32 protein-coding genes and 1 tRNA gene are annotated in these 20,611 nt (G+C 58.9%); 30 read left to right on the top strand and 3 right to left on the bottom strand.

The genetic code is table 11. The features are described 5' to 3' along the window. The first annotated feature begins 373 nt into the window (after window positions 1–373). A complete protein-coding gene (locus HZB29_03210) occupies window positions 374–1,384 on the top strand; it encodes an aspartate-semialdehyde dehydrogenase (GenBank protein MBI5814599.1) in 1,011 nt (336 codons plus the stop codon). A gap of 209 nt (window positions 1,385–1,593) precedes the next feature. Here HZB29_03210 and HZB29_03215 read toward each other — a convergent pair whose 3' ends face one another. Together HZB29_03215 and HZB29_03220 are read right to left on the bottom strand one after the other, a co-directional pair. Next, a complete protein-coding gene (locus HZB29_03215) occupies window positions 1,594–2,547 on the bottom strand; it encodes a hypothetical protein (protein ID MBI5814600.1) in 954 nt (317 codons plus the stop codon). A 122-nt stretch (window positions 2,548–2,669) separates the two neighbouring features. Beyond that, the gene (locus tag HZB29_03220; GenBank protein ID MBI5814601.1) at window positions 2,670–4,109 is read right to left on the bottom strand and encodes a sensor domain-containing diguanylate cyclase; all 1,440 of its coding nucleotides are present in this window, start codon (window positions 4,107–4,109) and stop codon (window positions 2,670–2,672) included. Window positions 4,110–4,453: 344 nt separating this feature from the next. On the opposite strand from HZB29_03220, the gene HZB29_03225 reads away from it, so the two are divergent. The 5 genes from HZB29_03225 to HZB29_03245 all read left to right on the top strand — a co-directional run bounded on the left by HZB29_03225 (window position 4,454) and on the right by HZB29_03245 (window position 7,630). Beyond that, a tRNA-Gln gene (locus HZB29_03225) sits at window positions 4,454–4,528 on the top strand. A 77-nt stretch (window positions 4,529–4,605) separates the two neighbouring features. Next, window positions 4,606–5,577, top strand: a complete 972-nt coding sequence (locus HZB29_03230) for a ribose-phosphate pyrophosphokinase (GenBank protein MBI5814602.1) — start codon at window positions 4,606–4,608, stop codon at window positions 5,575–5,577. 39 nt (window positions 5,578–5,616) lie between these two features. Continuing rightward, window positions 5,617–6,279 (top strand): 50S ribosomal protein L25, encoded by a 663-nt coding sequence (locus HZB29_03235; GenBank protein ID MBI5814603.1) that lies wholly within the window; start codon window positions 5,617–5,619, stop codon window positions 6,277–6,279. Window positions 6,280–6,298: 19 nt separating this feature from the next. Further along, window positions 6,299–6,826: an aminoacyl-tRNA hydrolase gene (locus tag HZB29_03240; GenBank protein ID MBI5814604.1), complete on the top strand. Its 528-nt coding sequence runs from the start codon at window positions 6,299–6,301 to the stop codon at window positions 6,824–6,826. Window positions 6,827–6,856: 30 nt separating this feature from the next. After that, complete coding sequence (locus tag HZB29_03245; protein MBI5814605.1) at window positions 6,857–7,630, top strand: carbon-nitrogen hydrolase family protein; 774 nt, start codon at window positions 6,857–6,859, stop codon at window positions 7,628–7,630. Between the two features lie 3 nt (window positions 7,631–7,633). Here HZB29_03245 and HZB29_03250 read toward each other — a convergent pair whose 3' ends face one another. Then, complete coding sequence (locus HZB29_03250) at window positions 7,634–7,834, bottom strand: hypothetical protein (protein ID MBI5814606.1); 201 nt, start codon at window positions 7,832–7,834, stop codon at window positions 7,634–7,636. Window positions 7,835–7,860: 26 nt separating this feature from the next. Between HZB29_03250 and HZB29_03255 the strand changes: the two genes are divergently transcribed. From HZB29_03255 to rplQ, 24 genes are all read left to right on the top strand, one after another. Next, window positions 7,861–8,055 (top strand): hypothetical protein, encoded by a 195-nt coding sequence (locus HZB29_03255; protein MBI5814607.1) that lies wholly within the window; start codon window positions 7,861–7,863, stop codon window positions 8,053–8,055. A 350-nt stretch (window positions 8,056–8,405) separates the two neighbouring features. After that, window positions 8,406–8,999, top strand: coding sequence for a 50S ribosomal protein L22 (gene rplV, locus HZB29_03260; protein MBI5814608.1), 594 nt, complete (start codon window positions 8,406–8,408; stop codon window positions 8,997–8,999). Between the two features lie 20 nt (window positions 9,000–9,019). Beyond that, complete coding sequence (rpsC, locus tag HZB29_03265; protein MBI5814609.1) at window positions 9,020–9,787, top strand: 30S ribosomal protein S3; 768 nt, start codon at window positions 9,020–9,022, stop codon at window positions 9,785–9,787. A 6-nt stretch (window positions 9,788–9,793) separates the two neighbouring features. Beyond that, window positions 9,794–10,219 (top strand): 50S ribosomal protein L16, encoded by a 426-nt coding sequence (gene rplP / locus HZB29_03270; GenBank protein ID MBI5814610.1) that lies wholly within the window; start codon window positions 9,794–9,796, stop codon window positions 10,217–10,219. Continuing rightward, window positions 10,216–10,407 carry a 50S ribosomal protein L29 gene (gene rpmC / locus HZB29_03275; protein MBI5814611.1) on the top strand — a complete coding sequence of 64 codons (192 nt, stop codon included), beginning with the start codon at window positions 10,216–10,218 and terminating at the stop codon, window positions 10,405–10,407. The genes rplP and rpmC overlap by 4 nt, the downstream gene beginning before the upstream one ends. Before the next feature lie 35 nt (window positions 10,408–10,442). Beyond that, the gene (gene rpsQ / locus HZB29_03280) at window positions 10,443–10,709 is read left to right on the top strand and encodes a 30S ribosomal protein S17 (GenBank protein MBI5814612.1); all 267 of its coding nucleotides are present in this window, start codon (window positions 10,443–10,445) and stop codon (window positions 10,707–10,709) included. Between the two features lie 12 nt (window positions 10,710–10,721). Next, a complete protein-coding gene (gene rplN, locus HZB29_03285; protein MBI5814613.1) occupies window positions 10,722–11,090 on the top strand; it encodes a 50S ribosomal protein L14 in 369 nt (122 codons plus the stop codon). Between the two features lie 26 nt (window positions 11,091–11,116). Next, entirely contained in the window at window positions 11,117–11,434 is a 318-nt protein-coding gene (locus HZB29_03290) for a 50S ribosomal protein L24 (protein ID MBI5814614.1), read from the top strand. Window positions 11,435–11,447: 13 nt separating this feature from the next. Beyond that, entirely contained in the window at window positions 11,448–11,987 is a 540-nt protein-coding gene (rplE, locus tag HZB29_03295) for a 50S ribosomal protein L5 (GenBank protein ID MBI5814615.1), read from the top strand. 17 nt (window positions 11,988–12,004) lie between these two features. Then, on the top strand, window positions 12,005–12,190 hold the full coding sequence (locus HZB29_03300; GenBank protein ID MBI5814616.1) for a type Z 30S ribosomal protein S14: 186 nt from the start codon (window positions 12,005–12,007) through the stop codon (window positions 12,188–12,190). A gap of 18 nt (window positions 12,191–12,208) precedes the next feature. Beyond that, on the top strand, window positions 12,209–12,604 hold the full coding sequence (gene rpsH, locus HZB29_03305) for a 30S ribosomal protein S8 (protein ID MBI5814617.1): 396 nt from the start codon (window positions 12,209–12,211) through the stop codon (window positions 12,602–12,604). A 16-nt stretch (window positions 12,605–12,620) separates the two neighbouring features. Beyond that, window positions 12,621–13,160 (top strand): 50S ribosomal protein L6, encoded by a 540-nt coding sequence (gene rplF / locus HZB29_03310; GenBank protein ID MBI5814618.1) that lies wholly within the window; start codon window positions 12,621–12,623, stop codon window positions 13,158–13,160. A 25-nt stretch (window positions 13,161–13,185) separates the two neighbouring features. After that, the gene (locus HZB29_03315) at window positions 13,186–13,548 is read left to right on the top strand and encodes a 50S ribosomal protein L18 (protein ID MBI5814619.1); all 363 of its coding nucleotides are present in this window, start codon (window positions 13,186–13,188) and stop codon (window positions 13,546–13,548) included. Continuing rightward, window positions 13,545–14,096 carry a 30S ribosomal protein S5 gene (gene rpsE, locus HZB29_03320; GenBank protein MBI5814620.1) on the top strand — a complete coding sequence of 184 codons (552 nt, stop codon included), beginning with the start codon at window positions 13,545–13,547 and terminating at the stop codon, window positions 14,094–14,096. The genes HZB29_03315 and rpsE overlap by 4 nt, the downstream gene beginning before the upstream one ends. After that, complete coding sequence (gene rplO, locus HZB29_03325; protein MBI5814621.1) at window positions 14,077–14,520, top strand: 50S ribosomal protein L15; 444 nt, start codon at window positions 14,077–14,079, stop codon at window positions 14,518–14,520. The genes rpsE and rplO overlap by 20 nt, the downstream gene beginning before the upstream one ends. A gap of 2 nt (window positions 14,521–14,522) precedes the next feature. After that, complete coding sequence (secY, locus tag HZB29_03330) at window positions 14,523–15,845, top strand: preprotein translocase subunit SecY (GenBank protein MBI5814622.1); 1,323 nt, start codon at window positions 14,523–14,525, stop codon at window positions 15,843–15,845. A gap of 36 nt (window positions 15,846–15,881) precedes the next feature. Further along, the gene (locus HZB29_03335; protein MBI5814623.1) at window positions 15,882–16,523 is read left to right on the top strand and encodes an adenylate kinase; all 642 of its coding nucleotides are present in this window, start codon (window positions 15,882–15,884) and stop codon (window positions 16,521–16,523) included. Further along, window positions 16,523–17,275, top strand: coding sequence for a type I methionyl aminopeptidase (map, locus tag HZB29_03340; GenBank protein MBI5814624.1), 753 nt, complete (start codon window positions 16,523–16,525; stop codon window positions 17,273–17,275). The genes HZB29_03335 and map overlap by 1 nt, the downstream gene beginning before the upstream one ends. 101 nt (window positions 17,276–17,376) lie before the next feature. Beyond that, the gene (rpmJ, locus tag HZB29_03345) at window positions 17,377–17,490 is read left to right on the top strand and encodes a 50S ribosomal protein L36 (protein MBI5814625.1); all 114 of its coding nucleotides are present in this window, start codon (window positions 17,377–17,379) and stop codon (window positions 17,488–17,490) included. 29 nt (window positions 17,491–17,519) lie between these two features. Further along, window positions 17,520–17,903 carry a 30S ribosomal protein S13 gene (gene rpsM, locus HZB29_03350; protein ID MBI5814626.1) on the top strand — a complete coding sequence of 128 codons (384 nt, stop codon included), beginning with the start codon at window positions 17,520–17,522 and terminating at the stop codon, window positions 17,901–17,903. Window positions 17,904–17,953: 50 nt separating this feature from the next. After that, a complete protein-coding gene (rpsK, locus tag HZB29_03355; protein ID MBI5814627.1) occupies window positions 17,954–18,355 on the top strand; it encodes a 30S ribosomal protein S11 in 402 nt (133 codons plus the stop codon). A 38-nt stretch (window positions 18,356–18,393) separates the two neighbouring features. Continuing rightward, entirely contained in the window at window positions 18,394–19,020 is a 627-nt protein-coding gene (gene rpsD / locus HZB29_03360; GenBank protein ID MBI5814628.1) for a 30S ribosomal protein S4, read from the top strand. A gap of 35 nt (window positions 19,021–19,055) precedes the next feature. Beyond that, window positions 19,056–20,069, top strand: coding sequence for a DNA-directed RNA polymerase subunit alpha (locus tag HZB29_03365; GenBank protein ID MBI5814629.1), 1,014 nt, complete (start codon window positions 19,056–19,058; stop codon window positions 20,067–20,069). Window positions 20,070–20,122: 53 nt separating this feature from the next. Beyond that, window positions 20,123–20,542 (top strand): 50S ribosomal protein L17, encoded by a 420-nt coding sequence (rplQ, locus tag HZB29_03370; protein ID MBI5814630.1) that lies wholly within the window; start codon window positions 20,123–20,125, stop codon window positions 20,540–20,542. The last annotated feature ends 69 nt before the right edge of the window (window positions 20,543–20,611 follow it).

Genomic DNA, 20,611 nt, shown 5'->3' on the forward strand with positions numbered 1-20,611 from the left:
TAGCGGCCCTTGATTTTCGCAAGGTATTCTTTTCTGGCGCTTTTGCCCATATTCCATGCTCCCTTCGGTTACATGAAACATGAGGCATCGAATCATTTTCGCCTAATTCTTCGGTTACTTTTAATATGAGGCAATTCGCGGCTTTGGAAATGGGGATGACCAGCGCTTGCATTATGATACATTCTAACCCCCTTTACGTTTCAATGCCATAGCTCAAAAGGCTAAGAATAAGCAGGGGGTGGCAGGTCGCCCATAGGCGGCCTGTCATGGTATCATCGTAAAACCGTGGCGGCGGGTGGATAACGTTGCATTAGGCCGCCGCCGGTGTTACGCTTTCAGGCTTTGCCATAGACTAAAACATGCGGTGAGGAAGATGAAAAAGGGATTGTTGAACGTGGCGGTGGTGGGGGCCACCGGGGCCGTGGGCGAAGAGATGACCAGGATACTGGAGGAACGCAAGTTCCCGGTGGGTGAATTCCTGCCGCTGGCCTCGGCCAGGTCCGCGGGCAAAGCGGTCACGTTCAAGGGGGAAGAGTACGAGGTGGAGGAGCTTACCCACGATTCGTTCGACGGGATTGATATCGCTCTTTTCTCCGCCGGGGCCTCCCGCAGCCTGGAATTCGCCCCCGCCGCCGTGGACGCGGGCGCCGTGGTGGTGGACAACTCCAGCGCATACAGGATGGACCCGGGAACGCCCCTTGTCGTCCCCGAGGTCAATCCTCACGCGATAAAGCTGCACAAGGGGATCATCGCCAATCCCAACTGCTCCACCATCCAGATGGTGGTGGCGCTAAAGCCCTTGCACGATTACGCCAGGATAAAGAGGATCGTGGTGAGCACCTACCAGTCGGTCTCCGGCACCGGCAAGAAGGCCATTGACGAGCTGGACCGGCAGACCCGGGACATTTTCAACATGCGCGAGGTGACGGCGAAGGTGTACCCATACCAGATCGCTTTCAACTGCCTGCCGCAGATAGACTCGTTCCTGGAGACCGGCTACACCAAGGAAGAGCAGAAAATGGTCAACGAGACGAAGAAAATAATGGAGGACGACTCCATAAAGGTCTCCGCCACCACCGTGCGCGTGCCGGTGTTCTACGCCCATTCCGAATCGGTGAACGTGGAATTTGAGCGCCCCATATCGCCGGACAAGGCGCGGGAGCTGCTCTCAAACGCCCCGGGGGTGGAGCTTCGGGACGATCCGGCAAAGCAGATATATCCGCTGGCCATAGACGCGGCCGGGAAGGACCCAACATATGTGGGCCGCATAAGGCTGGACGACACGGTGGAGCATGGTTTGAACATGTGGATCGTGGCGGACAACATCCGCAAAGGCGCCGCCCTTAACGCCGTTCAGATAGCGGAGATTTTGCGGCAGCAGTAAGGGCGCGCCACAACGCTTCACCTTTTGTTCTGCTTCCCCGTGGTCGCCTGACCACGGATTTTTATTTCAGCTTCCCCTGCAGTCGGTAAGAGGAAACTTTTTCACCACAGAGACACGGAGACACAGAGGGAAGAATAATTTCATCTCCGTGCCTCTGAGCCTCTGTGGTTAATATAATTCTTCAGCTTCCCCATTGCCAAGATTTGGCGCTAGGGGTAATTACCACGCTGATATCGTCTTTCAAGCCTTCTGGCCTTCCGTTCCAAGGCGGCGGCGTCTTTGGCCATCTTTTCCATGTTCTTGTCATGGAGCTTTTGGGCCTGCGGGGCGCGCCACGGCGGCTCCTCCCGCCTGGGATGTCCGGATTTTAACGCAGGGCCGAAAACGAAAAAGAGCGCGGCGAATATCGCGATTATCGCCCAGAATTCCTGCAAGGGGGTCCACATCTCTCCGCTGTTATTCTTGGCGGCCACCTCCGGTGAGTTTAAGTGTCCCTCGATTTTCTCTTTCAACCCACCCAGGTAAAACAGCGTGGCCGCGCCCGACATCGAAAAATAGATGAACGACCACGCCACGTACTTGTCCGGCTTGGCCATCGTTTCGGCCGCGTGTTCGGTCAGCGGCGGGCTGATATGGGCGATTTTCTCTATCGCATCGGGGGTCAGGCCGAAATCCGGCGTCGGGAACGGCGCCTGGATCATAAAGGCGGCCAGCATCAGTAAAAAGTGGACCAGCGACCACGCGAAAAGGAATCCCCCCTGGGCCTCCTTGCTGGTCATCATCGATGCGGAGGTGCGGTTCACCATCAGCGCCAGAAGCGACAGTATGGGCCACGCCTCGCCGGTCAACCGGGCGAAATCGGTCCCAAAACCGATGACGAACAGATAGGCGATGATCCCGGCGGCGATATACCTGAAAACCGGCGTTCTGAAAAGCATGAACGCGAAACTCATGAACCAGCCGGAGAGTATGGCGAAGAACTCCAGGGTGATGATGGCCTCCACCCGGACCGGATTGAGGTGGCTGGCCGGTGAAAGCGGATTTGTCCAGAATGCGAAAATCGCCAGAGCTATGAGGAAATCGGGCGCCGCCTCGGCGAAGCTTGCCAGCGTGGCCCTGGGGGGAGGGAATCCGGCGCTCTGCTCGTCTTCTTCTGGTTTCATTGAATGGGCTTAATAAGTATGTGGGCAATTATAGCGCGAGTGGAGGGCGCCGGGGAAACCGGCCGGGCCTCAGAGGCGCCGGAGAGGGCCGAAGTTGAATCGTTCCGCTTAAAGCGCCGCGGTCAGCGCCCTATGCGGTTGAGGCACTGGCGCCAGCCGTCATGCGCACCGACGACCTCGAATCCCACGGCGTATTTGCCGCCGCTGATGGGCTCCCTGTTCTTGCACAGCACGGTGAATACCTGTTCCACGCCGCCTGTGATGGAGCTTCGGGCCTTGCAGTCGTAATTAACGCCGTTCTCGGGGAAGAAATGCGCCACCCCCTTGAAACCTCCGGCGCTCACGTCGTGCACGGCGCACTGCGCCCACTGGCCGTCTATGTTCACCTCCAGGTACTTTATCCCGTCCCCGTCCAGATAAACTTTCTTGAGGGCCACGGCGTAGCGCCTGTTCCGGCGTTTTTCGTCCGGGTATGGCCTGGAGTTCTCAAGATACGAGCAGACGCGGTTCCTGCCGCCGCTTTTCGCCCGGTACAGCGCCTTGTCCGCCAGGCTGATAAGTTCGGAGGCTGTCCCCACGCAGGCCGGGTATGAGCACACCCCCACGGAGATGGTGACCGGGTGCGATCCATCCGCCCATTCGACCGCCATTTCGCGCTCCACGATGGACCTGATCTTTTCCGAAAGCTTCATCGCGTCGTCCAGGTCCGCGTCCGGGAGGATCAGGATGAACTCTTCGCCGCCGTACCTGGCGGCTATGTCCCCCTTGCGCGTGTTCTCCAGGATGATCTTACCCAGGCGGGCCAGCGCTTCGTCGCCGGCGTGGTGGCCGAAGCGGTCGTTCACGCTTTTAAAATAGTCCACGTCAATTAGCGCAAGGGAGAAGAACGCGCCGCTGCGGTCGTTGGAGGCGAGGGCCTTTTCAAGGGCGTTTATGAAGTAGCGGCGGGAGTATAGCCCCGTGAGCGCGTCGGTGATGGCCTCGGTCTCTATTTTCTTGAACAGTTTCACCTTCTCGAGCATGGAGGCTATGTGCAGCGCCGCGGCGGTGAAGAACAGAATGTCGCTCTTGGAGAAAGCCTTGGGCTTTGGCTTGTGGATGTTGAACACCCCCATCGCCTCCCCCCTGTTGTCCAGCAGCGGTATGGAAAGCAGCGACCCGATGTCGTGCCGCGCCCCCATGTAATTCAAGTAGCGCTTGTCCTTGGAGGTGTCTTGCACCAGGATCGGTCTTTTCTTTTTCACCGCAAGGCCGCTTATCCCTTCGCCGGAGCGGATGATGACCTTTTGGGCCGCATCCTCGTCAAGCTTGTTGGCCCGGAACACCTTCAGGTCGGAGGTGCCGTCCTCGAGCAGCATCACGCAAAAGTCGTCAATCCCCAGCGATTGCTTGAGCAGCTGGCCGCTGTGGTCGAGCACGTCGTCCAGGTTTATGGAAAGGTTGCAGCTTCTGCTAAGGTCGTACAGGGCGGACATTTCCAGGAGCCGCTCGGAAAGCGACTGGCTGTACTGCCGTGTCATGTCTATCAGCTTGAAATCCGGTGGACGTCTTGACCTTGTCATGTCACGCCTCGAAAAGTGAAATTAAAGGCTTTAGAACGTCTGGACTGGGAGACCGAGCCGCAACTGCAATTGGAATTTCTCCCGGCTGGCGTTCCTCGCGGATGCGCGGCGCGAAGATGAGGCTATCCGCCGCTTTCTAATTTGGATGATTTTATAACACATTTCGCCATTGGGACAAAGTTTATTTTTCCTCCTGGTGCGGCCTCTTCATCCCGCCGTTCCCGTGGCGCCGGCCTCGCACCGGCCATTGGCGCCGGGAGAGTGGCATTTGATATTGAAACATGGCCGAAGAAAAATAATGACTTTACCGCGGCTATAAAGCTATAATTGCCGTTTATTTTTATTGGGGCGTCGTCAAGCGGTAAGACACGGGTCTTTGGATCCCGCATTCGGAGGTTCGAATCCTCCCGCCCCAGCCAGTGGCGGGAGACGGTTTTGCGGACTCCGGCCGGTATGACAACGCGGATGGTTAAACGCGCGGCATGATGGACTTGGTATGACTGAAAACAACTGCGACAACAACAACAACAGGCTTGTGCTGATAAGCGGCAGGTCGAACACGGCCCTTGCCGAGGACATGGCCTCCTCCATCGGGGAGAAGCTTTGCGCCCGGGAAGTGACCAATTTCTCCGACGGCGAGATTTTCGTCCAGATAAAGGAAAACGTGCGCGGGGCGGACGTTTTTGTCGTGCAGTCCACCTCCAGCAACGTCAACGACAACCTGATGGAGCTGCTGATAATCATAGACGCGGCCCGCAGGGCCTCGGCAAAAAGGATCACCGCCGTGCTGCCGTATTTCGGCTACGCCCGGCAGGACCGCAAGGTGCAGTCTCGCACCCCCATCACCGCCAAGCTCGTGGCGGACCTTATCACCGCCGCCGGGACGGACAGGGTGCTTTCCATGGACCTGCACGCCGGCCAGATACAGGGCTTTTTCAGCCTGCCGGTGGACCACCTTTACGCCGCGCCGATTTTGACGGAATACATAAAAAAACACTACGACCTGGGCAACCTGGTCGTTTTCTCGCCGGACGCGGGGGGCGTGGAGAGGGCGAGGGCCTTCGCCAAGTCGCTGGGCACCGGGCTTGGCATAATAGACAAGCGGCGCGAGGCGAAGAACGTGGCGCAGGTGATGCACATCATCGGCGAGGTGAAAGGGCGCGACGTGCTGGTGGTGGACGACATGGTGGACACCGCCGGGACCCTCACCGAGGCGGTGGCGGCGCTGTACAAGGCCGGGGCCAACACGGTGTCGGCCTGCTGCACGCACGCGGTGCTTTCCGGGCCGGCCATAGACCGGCTGGAAAGGTCGCAGATAAAGGACCTGATCACCAGCAACACCATAGCCCTGGGCGAAAAGAAGCTCAAATGCGGCAAGATAAAGGCTCTTTCCGTGGCGCGGCTTCTGGGAGAGGCTATCCTGAGGATACACCAGGAGAGCTCGGTGAGCTCACTGTTTGAATACTGAAAACGGAAAAGTTACGATAACGAAGAAAGGCTTGGAAAAATGAGCGAGGAAGTGTTGAGCGGTTCGACGCGCCAGATCGGCAGGAAAGGCCCATGCCGCAGGCTGCGCAGCCAGGGGCTTGTGCCCGGCATAGTGTACGGGCTTGGCGAGAGCGTCCCGGTGAGCGTGGCGGCCAAGGACGTGCTGAAGATATTGGAGTCCAAGGGGGGCGCGCACCACATCATCAAGGCGAAGTTCGACGGCGACAAAAAGGACCGCCACGTGATGATAAAGCAGCTTGATGTGCATCCGATTTCGGACAAGCTTTTGCACATAGACCTTCTGGAGATAGACCTGAACAAGCCTGTGCGCTTCCCGGTGGACCTGGAAGTGAGCGGGGTCCCCATCGGCGTAAAGGAGAAGGGTGGAAGGCTGAAGATGAACAAGAGCAGGGTCATCGTCGAATGCCTGCCAAAGGACATCCCGGACACCATCGTGGTGCCTGTGGCCGGCCTGGACATCGGCGACGGCGTGAAAGTCAGCGATCTGGCGGTTCCCGCGAACGTGACGATAATGGAGGACCCGGATTTCGTGGTCATCACTGTGATCCAGCCCGCGGCCGTGGAAGTCACCCCGGTTGCGGCGGCGGCGGCCCCGGCGGCGGAAGCGGCCAAGCCGGCCGAAGCGGCGGCTCCGGCCAAAGGCTCCGCGCCTTCGAAGTAAGACTGGCGGGGACTTTGATTTGAAACTTGTGGCCGGGCTCGGGAATCCGGGCCCGGACTATGAGCGCACCCGCCACAACGCCGGCTTCATGGCGCTCGACGTTTTGTTGCGCCGCCACGGCCTTTCCGGCGGCAAGGTGAAGAACGAAGCCTTCAATCTGACGGCCGACATAAATGGCCGCCAGTGTCTGCTGGTAAAACCACTTTCGTACATGAACCTTTCGGGGCGGCCCATCCGCGCCTTCATGGACTTTTACAAGATGCCGCCGGAAGACCTGCTGGTCATCCACGACGATATAGACATTTCTCTGGGGGACGTGCGATATAAGACAGGCGGAGGACACGGCGGCCATAACGGGTTAAAATCAATCATGGCGGAGTTGGGGACGGCGGAGTTCCACCGCGTCAGGATCGGCGTGAACCGCCCCCCGGCCGGGTGGGACGCGTCCAACCATGTCCTCTCCCCGTTTCTGGCCGAAGAGGCCGAAGCGGTGAAAGAAGCGCTGGAAAAGGCGGCGGAACTTATTGAGAAGAAGTTTTTGGGCTGATAATGTATTGCAGGGGGCGGAGGTGACAACATGATCGTTGCGGCGGCGCAGATGGTGGCGGGGACCGATATCGGATCGGCCTTGGGCCGGGCGGAGACAATTATCTGCCAGGCGGCCGGTGACGGGGCCAGGCTTGTGGCGTTGCCGGAGTATTTCGCCTGGTATGGCCCGGAGGACAGGATGGCGGCGGCGGCCAACCGTGGGGCCGACATACTGGCGGCGATGGGCAAGGCCGCCACGCGGTGCGGAGTTTATGTGCTGGCTGGATCGGTGCTTATGCCTGGCTCGGAGGGGAAGGTGCGGAACGTTTCCACGCTGTTCGCGCCTGATGGCTCCATGGTTTCCGAATACCAGAAAATGAAAATGTTCGACGCGCAGACCGCCGTGCGCGCATACCACGAAAGCGATTTTCTCGAACCTGGCCAAAACGCCGTGACCACCCAGTTAGACGAGTGGACATTGGGCCTGGCCATCTGTTTTGAACTGAGGTTTCCCGCGCTTTTCCTCAAGTTGCGCGAAATGGGGGCCAACCTTATCGCAGTCCCATCAGCTTTCACACATGAGACCGGGAAGGACCACTGGTCCACACTTGTGAAATGCCGGGCCATGGACACCCAAAGCTACATGATCGCCCCCGCCCTCACTGGCGAATCGTCCGGGGGCAAGAAATGTTTCGGCCACACGATGATCGTCGGCCCCTGGGGGGAGGTTATGGCGTCGCGGGATGAAGGGGAGGGGTATGTGGTGGCGGACATATCGCTCGAGCGGGTGGAGGAAGTGCGCGACAGGATGAAACTGGGGTAAACCTTATTTCCGCCTCCTGTTTTCATTCATTTCATCGATAAAACGGCTAAGGGTGATTATCCGTATCCCCTGATACTCCCGCAAGGCCAGCATCGCCTTATTTCCGGTCACTATGATATCGGCTTTGCCAGCCACGGCGCATTCAAGGATGCGGTTGCCGGTTTCGTCCTTAAGGACGCTGAGCCTGTTTCTGGAATGGACCATGCCGCCAAGGCCGGAAAGGATGTTGCATGGCCAAATTCGCCGGAGATCCCGCCCCCACTTTCGCGGAGCTGATGAACAACACCAACGGCCAGGGGCTTGGCGGCGGCATGATAATGAATCCCAACATGTCCGCCATTCCCCAATACCAGCCCGGCGCCGTGGTTCCCGTGAAAATATCGAAAAAAGATCGAAACAAGGTTGTCATAGACATTAAACGGTGACGGCCTGGCGGCGCGCCTCTCAATTCAAAGACGAAAATTTCTCAATTCCAGCCAGACGCGGAGTTTCCCGCGAAAATATTCAGGAGTGACCCTCATGATAGCCGTACCAGGCTAAAATTAATCGCCGCCGCGCCTTGTGTCCGCTTATATTCCGGCTGTTTTCGCCCCTTTGCGCGCCTTTCAAAAATTTCCAAAGATAAAAACAAAAAGCAGTTGACACTGATATATGCGCCGCATATACTTAACCTTTTCCCGGATTGGGGAAGGGCAAACGCTCTTTTTTAATAGGCCGGTGGATGCGGTGGCGCAATAACAGGCGCTGTGCGAAGTAATAACGGTTTTAAGGACATATGGAAGCGATTCAAGCTAGCGCGACGCTGAGGTTTACGCGTGTCGCGGCGCAGAAGGCCCGGCTGGTGGCGGACATGATCCGCGGCAAAAAGGTGGCCGACGCGAAGGGCATGCTCAGCTTTTCGCCGAAAAAGAGCGCCGGGCTCATGCTAAAACTGCTCAATTCCGCCGTGGCCAACGCCGAGGCGAAGAATGTGGAGGATCCGGAGATACTGGAAGTTTCCGGCGTATGGGTAAACCAGGGTCCGGCGATGCGCAGGCAGCGCCCCCGGGCCAGGGGCCGTGCGGACATTTTAAGGCGCCCGACGGCCCACATCACGATAGTGGTGAAGGAGAACGAGGAGGCCAAGCGCGTCCAGTCGGCCAAGCTTGCCGCCGTGGAGGCCAAGAAGGCCAAGAAGAGGGCCGCAAAGGCCGAAGGCGCCGCAAAGGCTGAGCCCAAGGAGGCCAAGGACGCCCCGAAGGAAGTCAAGGAGAAAAAGCCGGCGAAGGAGGCCGCCGAAAAGGAAGCCGCCAAGCCGGAGAAAAAGAAGCCTGCCGAGGGCAAGGCCAAAACCGCCACGAAACCCGCCGCGAAGAAAAAGGCGGAGTGATTAAGGAGAGCGTGATTTAAATGGGTCAGAAGACGCATCCCACGGGATTTCGGCTGGGGATCATCAAAAAGTGGGAGTCCAACTGGTACGCCGCCGGCCCCACGTACGCCGACAGCCTCCACAGCGACATCAAGCTGCGCAAGCACATCAAAAAAGAGCTTTACCATTCCGGAGTGGCCAGCGTCCAGATAGAGCGCAAGGGCAAGCAGGTGAAGATAAACATCTTCGCCGCCAAGCCTGGCATCATCATCGGCAAGAAGGGTCAGGAAGTGGACAAGCTGAAGAACGCCATCTCCAAGATGCTCCCTGGGCACGAGGTGTTCCTGAACATAAAAGAAGAGCGCAAGCCGGAGATAAACGCCCAGCTTGTGGCCGAGAATATAGCCATGCAGCTTGAAAGGCGCGTGGCCTTCCGCAGGGCGATGAAAAAGGCGGTCTCCACGGCGCTGCGTTTCGGGGCCAAGGGGATCCGGGTGAACTGTTCTGGCAGGCTTGCCGGGGCGGAGATAGCCCGGGCCGAGTGGTACCGCGAAGGGCGCGTTCCCCTTCACACGATCCGGGCGGACGTGGACTTCGGCTTTGCCGAGGCCCGCACCACTTTCGGTGTGATCGGGGTGAAGTGCTGGGTATATAAAGGGGACGTCTATTTCGGCAAGGACGCCCGCAGGCTCGAGGAGCAGAGGAAGCTTCGCAGCCAGAAACAGATAGAAGAGGCCGTCGAGGCCGCCCGGGCCGACCTTGGCATCGGAGAGGACGCGGCGGGACCCGCCGAGGATTTCGAGGAGTAAAAGCGGATGCTAAGCCCCAAAAAAGTAAAATACAGGAAACGCCAGAAGGGGCGCACCAAGCGCACCGCATGGCGCGGCTCTAAAATAGCCTTCGGCAAGTACGCGTTGCAGACGCTCGATCCGGGCTTTATAAGCAACCGGCAGATCGAGGCGGCCCGTATCGCCATAAGCAGGCATGTCAAGCGCGGCGGCCAGCTTTGGATAATGATATTCCCGGACAAGCCGTTGACCAAGAAGCCCCTTGAAGTGAGGATGGGCAAAGGCAAGGGCGCGCCGGAGTTCTGGGTGGCCAGGGTCCGCAAGGGCAGGATACTGTTTGAGCTGGACGGCGTGGAGGCGGCCGTGGCCGAGGAGGCCATGCGGCTTGCCGCCCACAAGCTCCCGGTGGCGACACGTTTTCTTAACAAGGAAGAAAGGACCTTTGTGCTGTGAAGATAAAGGAACTTGCCGGCCTTTCACCCGAGGAGCTTTCGACGCGCCTTTTGGAGATGAAAGAGTCGTACATGAAACTCAGGTTCCAGCACGCCACGGCGCAGCTGGACAGCCCGGCCAAGATTAAGGACATGAGGCGCGGGATCGCCAGGGTGAAGACCCTGCTTTCACGCGGCAAGGCCTCCTGATGGCGGGCGATCCAAGTAAATCGGAGCAGGAAAAGATGGCGGAGAAGGAAAGAGGATACAGGAAGACCCGGATCGGGATAGTGGTCTCCAACAAGATGGACAAGACCGCCGTGGTGAAGGTCGAAAGGCGCGTGCCCCATCCGGAGTTCAAGAAGATCGTGGGCAGGAGCAAGAAGTATTATGTGCACGACGAGAAGAACGAGCTTTCGGCGGGCGACAAGGTGAAAATAATAGAGACGAGGCCCCTTTCCAAGCTTAAGCGCTGGCGGGTGGCCGAGATACTCGGCAAAAGCCTGGGTTAGGAGAAGTTTCCAATGGTTCAACTGCAAACCGTGCTTGATGTGGCCGACAATTCGGGCGCCAGGCGCGTGCGCTGTATAAAGGTGATGGGCGGTTCGCACCGCAGGTACGCTTCCATCGGGGACATCATAAAGGTGTCCGTGATAGAGGCTTTGCCGGACAGCTCCATAAAGAAGGGGACGGTGAAGAACGCCGTCGTCGTCCGGATCGGCAAGGAGCTTAGGCGTGAGAACGGCAGCTATGTGAAGTTCGACGGGAACGCGGCGGTGCTTGTGGACGACGCCCACGAGCTTATCGGCACCCGCATATTCGGCCCCGTCGGCAGGGAACTGCGGGCCAAGCAGTTCATGAAGATAATATCCTTGGCTCCGGAGGTGGTGTGATGGCCGTGCAAAGGCAGGCGGGCAGGATGAGGATAAAGAAAGACGACGTCGTCGTGGTCGTGACCGGGGCCGACAAAGGCAAGAAGGGCAAGGTCATCGAGGCCTTCCCGGAGGAGAACCGCGTGACGGTGGAAAAGATTAACGTGGTCAAAAAGCATCAGAAGCCGACCCAGAAGCAGCGCCAGGGGGGCATCATCGAGCGCGAGGCGAAGATACACGCGAGCAACGTGCGGATATTCTGCTCGAAGTGCGACAAGCCTGTGCGCATCGGAATGAAGACCCTTTCGGACGGCCGCAAGGCGCGGGTCTGCCGCAAGTGCGGCGAGATGCTCGACATAGCATAAGAAGAGAGTTGATATGCCCGCTTTGAAGGACAAGTACAAAAAAGAGATAGTGCCCACCCTGATGAAGGAGTTCGGGTACAAGAACGTGATGCAGGCCCCCAGGCTTGAGAAGATCATAATCAACATGGGGCTCGGCGAGGCGATAAGCAACCCGAAGCTCGTGGACAACGGCGTCTACACGCTGACAATGATCTCCGGCCAGAAGCCGATGGTGACCAAGGCCAAGAAGGCGATCAGCAACTTCAAGCTTCGCGAGGGGCTTGGCATCGGGGTGATGGTGACGCTGCGCGGAGTGAGGATGTACGAGTTCCTCGAGCGGTTGATAACGGCCGCCATCCCGCGCATCCGCGATTTCAAAGGTGTGTCCGGCAAAGGGTTCGACGGCCGCGGCAACTACACCCTTGGGGTCAAAGAACAGCTTATTTTCCCTGAGATCGAGTACGACAAGATCGAGAAGGTCAAGGGGATGAACATTTCGATAGTTACGACGGCAAAGTCCGACGCCGAGGGCAAGAGCCTTCTAAAGGGCCTCGGCATGCCGTTCAGGAACTGAGCAAAGAGGAAATAAAAGTGGCCAAGACGTGCATGAAAGTCAAGCAGGCGCGAAAGCCGAAGTTTTCGTCCCGCGCCTACACCCGCTGCCGCAACTGCGGCCGGGCGAGGGGTTATCTGCGGAAATTCGCGCTGTGCAGGCTGTGTTTCCGGAAACTGGCGCTGGAGGGGCGTATCCCCGGCGTGACAAAGAGCAGTTGGTAATAAGGGGCCTGTGAAAATATGAGCATGAGTGATCCCATAGCGGACATGCTGACCCGCATCCGCAACGCGGTGGCGGCGAAGCGCGAGAAGGTGACCATCCCCGCCTCCGGAGTGAAGGCGGAGCTGGCTGCGATACTAAAGCAGGAAGGCTTTATAAGGAACTTCAAGATAGTGAAGGACTCCGCCCAGGGGGAGATACGCATCTCCCTCAAGTATGAAGGGGACTCCCCGGCGATACGCGGGATAAAGCGCGTGTCCAAGCCTGGCATGAGGATATATTCGGGCGCTACCGAGATACCCGTGATACTAAACGGCCTGGGTTCGGCGATCCTCTCCACCAACAAGGGGATACTGACCGACCGGGAGGCCCGGGAGGCGCGGGTCGGCGGCGAAATACTCTGTTACGTGTGGTGATTAAAGGTCATATAAGATGTCGCGGATAGGAAAGAAACCGGTTGAGATCCCGCAGGGGGTCGATGTGAAGATAGACGGGGCGAATGTGACCGTCAAGGGCAAGCTTGGCCAGATAAGCCGCGCTTTCCACCCGAACATCCACGTGAGCGTGGAGGGGGGGAAGATAAACGTGGCCCGGCCGGACGATGAGCGGCAGAACCGCGCGTTGCACGGGCTGACCCGTTCGTTGCTCAACAACATGGTGACGGGCGTCACCACGGGGTTTGAGCGGCAGCTTGTTATCGAAGGGGTGGGATACCGCGTGGCGCAGAAGGGCAAGGGGCTTGAGTTTTCCCTCGGCTACTCCCACACGATCAACATGGAGCCGCCCGACGGCATAACGTTCGCCGTGGCCAAGCCCACCGAGCTTTCGGTGAAGGGCGTGGACAAGGAGACGGTGGGGCTTGTGGCGGCCAACATAAGAGGCTTAAGGGAGCCGGAGCCTTACAAGGGCAAGGGCATTAGATACGCCGAGGAGCGGATCCGCCGCAAGGCCGGCAAGACCGCTTCGAAGTGACAATGACAGCTAGGGTTTTTTGAAGATGAACAATACGTTAAAGGCCAAGAACCAGAAGCGCCAGGGCCGGCGCGACCGCATCCGCGCCAAGGTGCGCGGCACGGCCGAGCGGCCGAGGGTGACGGTATATTTCTCCAACAAGAGCGTTTTCGCCCAGATGATAGACGACGACGCCGGCAGGACGCTTATCAGCGTCACCACCGGCGGCAAGGAGGCGGCCGTGCGCGGGAAGACCATGACGGCGGCCAAGTGGGCCGGGGAGAAGCTTGCGGAGAAGGCGCTGGGCATGGGTGTCAATAAGGCCGTGTTCGACAGGAACGGCTATATTTATCACGGGCGGGTCAAGGAACTGGCCGGCGCCATACGCGAAAAAGGGATATCGTTGTGAACGGAGGATCCAGGACGGGCCGCAGAGGCCGTGGCGAGGAATCGTCTGAAGGGCGCGACAAGGAGCTTGTCGACAAGGTCATCTTCATTAACCGCGTGGCCAAGGTGGTCAAGGGGGGCCGGAGGTTCTCTTTCGCCGCCCTGGTGGTCGTGGGCGACAAGGCCGGCAAAGCGGGGCTTGGCACTGGCAAGGCCAACGAGGTGCCGGAGGCGATCCGCAAGGCAGTGGCCGCCGCCAAGAAGAACATGAGCAAGGTCTATGTGCACGACACCACGATACCCTATGAAGTGACCGGGCATTTCGGCGCGGGCAGGGTGTTCATGAAGCCCGCTTCCCGCGGAACCGGCGTCATCGCCGGCGGGGCGGTCAGGGCGGTGCTGGAAGCTGTGGGGGTGAAGGACATCCTCACCAAGTCGCTGGGCTCGTCCAACCAGAACAACATGGCCAGGGCCGCGATGGAAGGCTTGAAGATGCTTTCCAACCCGGACCTCATCAGGAAAATCAGGTACTCGAAAGATACGGTCGCAAATGAAACTGCACAAGCTTAAGGGCGCCGAGGGCTCCCGCAAAAAAAGGAAAAGGGTCGGAAGGGGCTGCGGCTCCGGCCACGGCGGCACTTCCGGCAAGGGTCATAAAGGGCAGAAGGCCCGCTCCGGCGGCAGTGTGCCGGCATGGTTTGAAGGGGGGCAGATGCCCCTTTCGCGCCGGCTGCCAAAGTTCGGCTTCACCAACATATTCCGCGAGGAATTCGCCGTGGTCAACTTGGACACCCTGTCCGGGCTGGACGTATCCGGCGAAGTGACTGCGGAGACCCTGGCCGAAAAGGGGGTCATCCGCTCCGGCGGCAAGGCCCGGCTTAAAATCCTGGGCCGTGGCGAGATCGCAAAAGCACTGACGGTCAAAGCCGCGAAATTCTCCAAGTCCGCCGCCGAGAAGATAGAAAAAGCGGGCGGGAAAGCCGTGGTGGTCTGACCGTGATCGGAGAGGGGCTCGCCGGGCTCGGCAAAATACCCGAGCTTAAGAACAGAATCCTTTTCACCCTCGGGTTGCTGATCGTTTTCCGGATCGGCTCCCACATACCGGTCCCCGGTGTGGACACGGCCATTCTCGCCGAGTTCTTCAAGAACATGAGCGGCACCATGTTCCAGATGTTCGACATGTTCACCGGCTCGAATTTCAGCCGGGTCACCATATTCGCCCTTGGCATCATGCCGTACATAAGCTCCTCTATCATCATGCAGCTTCTGACGGTGGCGGTGCCCACCCTCGAAAAGCTTAAAAAAGAGGGGGAGCAGGGGCAGAAGAAAATAACAACATACACCCGGTATGGCGCCGTGGCTCTCGCCTCCATCCAGGGGATGGGCATCAGCGTGTGGCTTGAGGCGCTAAAGTCCCCTTCCGGGCAGCTTGTGGTGAACAATCCGGGCTGGGGATTCCGGCTGCTCACGGTGATAACTCTCGCCGCCGGGACCGCGTTCCTTATGTGGCTGGGCGAGCAGATAACCGAGCGCGGCATAGGCAACGGCATATCGCTGATAATATTCTCCGGCATCGTGGCGGACATGCCTTCGGCCATCTACCATACATTCCAGCTAATCAGCATCGGCCAGCTCAACGTGCTTGTGATGCTTGGGCTCGTGGCGATGATGGCGATTGTGATCGCGGCGATTGTCTATATGGAGTCGAGCCAGCGGCGGCTTACCATCCAGTACGCCAAGCGCCTCGTGGGGCGGCGGATGATGGCCGGTTCCCAGAGCCACCTTCCGTTGAAGATCAACACCTCGGGGGTCATCCCTCCGATATTCGCCTCCTCCATAATAATGTTCCCGGCCACCATCGGCGGGTTCCTGACCCAGGGCGTCTCCCCCTCGTGGCTGACCGCGGCGATCAACTCCCTCCGGCCCGGCCACATAGTGTATGAAATTGTGTACGTGACAATGATATTCATTTTCTGCTACTTTTATACGGCGGTGATATTCAACCCGTCGGAAGTGGCGGAGAACCTCAAGAAGCACGGCGGGTTCATCCCCGGCATACGCCCCGGGACGCCGACGGCGGACTTCATAAACAGGGTCCTGTCGAGGCTGACGATGACCGGCGCCGTGTACCTTGCGGCGGTGTGCATAATACCGGACGTGCTCATATCGCAACTTAACGTGCCGTTCTATTTCGGCGGCACCGGACTTCTGATAGTCGTCGGGGTGGGAATGGACACGATGTCCCAGGTGGAGGCGCACCTTGTGATGCGCCACTACGAGGGATTCGTGAAAAAAGGCTCTATTAGAAGCCGTCGCTAACCTTTTTCAAGACGCCATTTGGCGATAGGAGGAGATATGCGGCTGATCATGCTGGGCCCTCCCGGGGCCGGCAAGGGGACCCAGGCGAAGATAATCACGGAAAAATACGGCATACCCCAGATATCCACCGGGGACATCCTGCGCCAGGCGATAAAGGACGGAACATCCCTGGGCGTAAAGGCGAAAAAGTACATGGACGCGGGGGAGCTTGTGCCGGACGAAGTGGTGATCGGCATAATCAACGAACGGCTCCACGAGGCCGACTGCGCCAAGGGCTTCATACTCGACGGTTTCCCCCGGACGCTTGCCCAGGCCGAGGCTCTGTGCGAGGCGCTAAACCTGATGGAAGCGGAAATAGACTTCGTAATAGACATAAACGTGAACGCCGACGCCCTGCTCGGCCGGCTGACCGGGCGGAGGGTGTGCCGAGGGTGCGGCCAGATGTACCATGTCACCATGAACCCGCCCAAGAACGCCGGCGTGTGCGACAAATGCGGCGGCGAGCTTTACCAGCGGGACGACGACAGGGAGGAGACGATCCTCAAAAGGTTCGACGTTTATCACCAGCAGTCATCCGCGCTCCGGCCGTTCTACGAAGGACGGGGCAAATACAAGCTTTTCGACGGCAGCGGGCCTATAGACCAGGTGACCGGCCAGATCCTCGCCACCATCGGCTGATGGCGATACATTACAGGACCGGCGAGGAGATAGACAAAATCCGCGCGGCCAACCAGATCGTGGTGGCGGCCCATAAAAGACTGGCGCAGATCATCAGGCCGGGGATAAGCACATTGGAGCTGGACCGGGAGGCCGAGCAGGTGATCCGGGACTTGGGGGGGCGTCCTTCCTTCAAGGGATACAGGGGATTTCCCGCCACACTTTGCGTTTCCATAAACGACGAGGTGGTCCACGGCATCCCCGGCAAACGGGAACTTGTGGAGGGGGACATCGCGGGGCTCGACCTCGGGGCTGAAAAAGAAGGATACTTTGGGGACGCCGCGCGGACATTGCCAGTGGGGGAGATAAGCCCGGCGGCGAAAAAGCTGCTCGAAGTGACGCGCGATGCGCTGATGAACGGGATAAGCAAGGCCCGGCCCGGGGCGCATTTATCGGACATATCCCACGCCGTGGAGACGCATGCGGAAGCGGCCGGGTTTTCGGTGGTGACGGCGTTCGTCGGGCACGGCATAGGCACATCGCCCCACGAGGACCCGCAGGTGCCAAACTTCGGCAGGCCCGGGCGCGGCCCGGTGCTCAAAAAAGGGATGGTGCTGGCCATCGAGCCGATGGTCAACGCAGGCGGGCCGAACATACGGATACTGCCGGACAAATGGACCGTGGTGACCGCCGACGGCTCGCTTTCGGCGCATTTTGAGCACTCGATAGCGATAGTGGAAGGCGGCGTGGAAATATTAAGTGAATTTGATTGAAAAAACATTTTGGAAAATCCGGTCATCTCTGATACAATTTAAGTTTTTCGAGCACAGAATAAGCGGCAAGCTTAAAACAACCGGAAAGAAGAGAGAGTGATATGAAAGTCAGGTCGTCGGTCAAGCCGATTTGCGACAAGTGCAAGGTGGTCAAGCGCGCGGGAGTGATCCGCGTGATATGCGAAAACCCGAAGCACAAGCAGCGGCAAGGCTAGTCATTCAATAAGGGAGACACAATAGGCTTATGGCCCGTATCGCCGGGATAGACATCCCCAGGGAAAAGAGGGTTGAAGTTGCGCTGACCTATATTTATGGGATCGGCCCGAGCACCGCGCGCAAGATATTGGGCGAGGCCAACGTCAACGCGGACACGAGGGTGAAGGACCTGACGGACCAGGACGTCAACCACCTTCGCAGCATCATAGAGAAGCAATACCAGGTGGAGGGGGACCTTCGCAGGGAAGGGCAGCTAAACGTAAAGCGGCTCATGGACATCGGCTGCTACCGCGGTCTGCGGCATCGCAAGGGGCTTCCCGTGCGCGGCCAGCGGACACGGACGAACGCCCGCACCCGCAAGGGCCCGCCGAAGACGGCCGGTTCGGGCAGGCGCAAAGAGGCGAAGAAATAAGAATCGGGTTATGGTCGTACTGAACATATTTGAGACTGGATCGGTGAGAAATGGCTGAGAAGAAGCAGGCGAAAGCGGCCCCCGTCAAAAAGCGGGTGAAAAAGGTCGGGACGATAGGCGTCGCCCACGTCCGCTCCACGTTCAACAACACTATAGTCACCATATCGGACCCTTCGGGGAACACGGTGGCGTGGTCGTCGGCGGGGAACCAGGGATTCAAGGGATCCCGCAAGAGCACCCCTTTCGCGGCGCAGATGGCGGCGGAGAACGCGGCCAAGAAGGCGCTGGACATGGGGATGAGGAAAGTGGAAGTTTACATCAAGGGCCCCGGGGCGGGCAGGGAAGCGGCCGTCCGGGCGCTTCAGTCCGCCGGGCTTGAGATAGACATAATCAGGGATGTTACCCCGATACCGCACAACGGATGCCGCCCTTCAAAGCGGCGCCGGGTGTGACGAGGGGCTCGGGATTGGAACAAGGTTAGGAGGAAGATTTGGCCAGGTACACAGGCTCGTCGTGCCGCCTCTGCCGCCGGGAGGGGACGAAGCTTTTCTTGAAGGGCGAACGGTGCATATCGAAGAAATGCGCCCTTGAGCGCCGCAACTATCCCCCCGGACACGCGGGGCAGATGCGCAGCAAGATGAAGGAATACGGAGTTCAGCTTCGCGAGAAGCAGAAGGTCCGCCGGATTTACGGCGTGCTGGAAAGGCAGTTCCGCGGCTATTTCGCCAAGGCGGACAGGGCCAAGGGAGTCACTGGCGAGAACCTTCTTCGCCTGCTTGAGACCAGGCTGGACAGCGTTTTGGCCAAAGGAGGCTTCGCCGCCGGGATAGCCCAGGCAAGGCAGCTTATCCGCCACGGGCACTACCTTGTGAACGGAAAGAAGGTGGACATCCCATCGTTCCGCGTCAAGAAGGGGGACGTTGTGGAGGTCCGGGAGAAAAGCAGGAACGTGGCGGCGATAATCGGCGCCATGGAAGCGGCCGGCGAGGGGCGGGCCCCGGAGTGGCTCGGCATGGACAGGGCCGCCATGAAGCTTAGTGTGCTGGATCTTCCGGCCAGGGAGCATGTGACGCTCCCGATACAGGAACAGCTTATAGTAGAGTTGTACTCTAAATAAATGATCGCGGCAAACGTAACCTTGAAGGAGGTTTAATGAAATCGGCTTGGCAAGGATTGGTTAAACCCAAAAAACTGGAGTGCGACCCGAAGACGCAAAGAGAAACCTATTCCCTCTTCGTCGCCGAGCCATTCGAGCGCGGATTCGGGATCACCATCGGCAACTCGTTGCGGCGCCACCTGCTCTCGACTATTCCGGGTGCGGCGGTGGTGGCGGTGAAGTTCGAGGGGATACACCACGAATTTTCCACCATAAGCGGGGTGGTGGAGGACGTGTCTGACATTATTTTGAACTTAAAGCAGCTCATCCTGAAAAAGGACACCGACGACGACGTGACCATGACCCTTTCCGCCTCCGGCAAGGGCGTTGTGACGGCGGGCTCGATAGAGGCCCCGGCGGGGATCACGATCCTCAATCCGGACCTGCACATCGCCACGCTCACGGAGCCCAAGGCAAGCATAAAGCTTGAGATGGTGGCGCGCACAGGCAGGGGCTATTCCCCGGCGGAGCGCAACGCCAACCCGAACTGGGACATTTCAATGATCCCGATAGACGCGGTGTTCTCCCCGGTCACGCGCGTGGCCTTCCACGTGGAGAAGACCCGGGTGGAGCAGTCGTCCGATTTTGACAGGCTGATCCTGGAGGTCACCACCAACGGCGCGATAAAGCCGGTGGACGCCATCGCGGTGGCGGCCAAGAACCTGAAGGACCACTTGCAGATATTCATCAATTTCGAGGAGGCCGATGAGCCCGCCCCGAAGGCTCTCAACCAGGAAAAGATGCGCGTTGCGCTCAACCTGCGAAAGAGCGTGGAGGAGCTGGAGCTTTCGGTGCGCTCCTACAACTGCCTGAAGAACGCGAGCATCAAGACGATCATGGAGCTTGTCACCAAGACGGACCAGGAGATGCTCAAGACGCGCAACTTCGGCAGGAAGTCCCTCAACGAGATCAAGGAGATCCTCGAAAGCATGGGGCTGCACCTTGGGATGAACGTGGACCAGTACCGGGACGAGCTTTCGGCGCTGGAACACGGGCAGGTATTGGTTTAAAGTAACACGCGCCGGCGGGGTTTTCCGGCCCGCGGCGGTAGACGAGGTCAATTATGCGGCATTTGGTACAGAAGAAGCATTTCGGCAGGACGACAAGCCACAGGACCGCCATGTTCAGGAACATGGTGACGTCGCTGTTGGAGTTTGAAAAGATCACCACCACCCTTCCGAAGGCAAAAGAGCTTCGGCGGGTGGCCGAGAGGATGGTGACGCTGGGCAAAAGAGGCACCCTGACCAGCAAGCGCAGCGCACTTGGCGTTATCAGGAGCCGCGCCGTGGTGGCGAAGCTTTTCGACAAGCTCGCGGAGCGCTACAAGGACAGGCCCGGCGGCTACACACGGATCATGAAGCTTGGCCACAGGGCCGGCGACGCGGCACAGATGGCTATTGTTGAGCTTGTGGACCGCGACCCTTCGGCGTTGCCCAAGAAGAGGACCCGCAAGGCCCCCGAGGCCCAGCAGGCCGCGAAATAACCGTACCGTCAGGATTTATGGCCGGGGTGATTATCACCCCGGTTTTTTTTTGCCAGCCTCTAGCTATGG

This window comes from Nitrospinota bacterium, assembly GCA_016235255.1.
GTDB lineage: Bacteria > Nitrospinota_A > UBA7883 > UBA7883 > JACRLM01 > JACRLM01.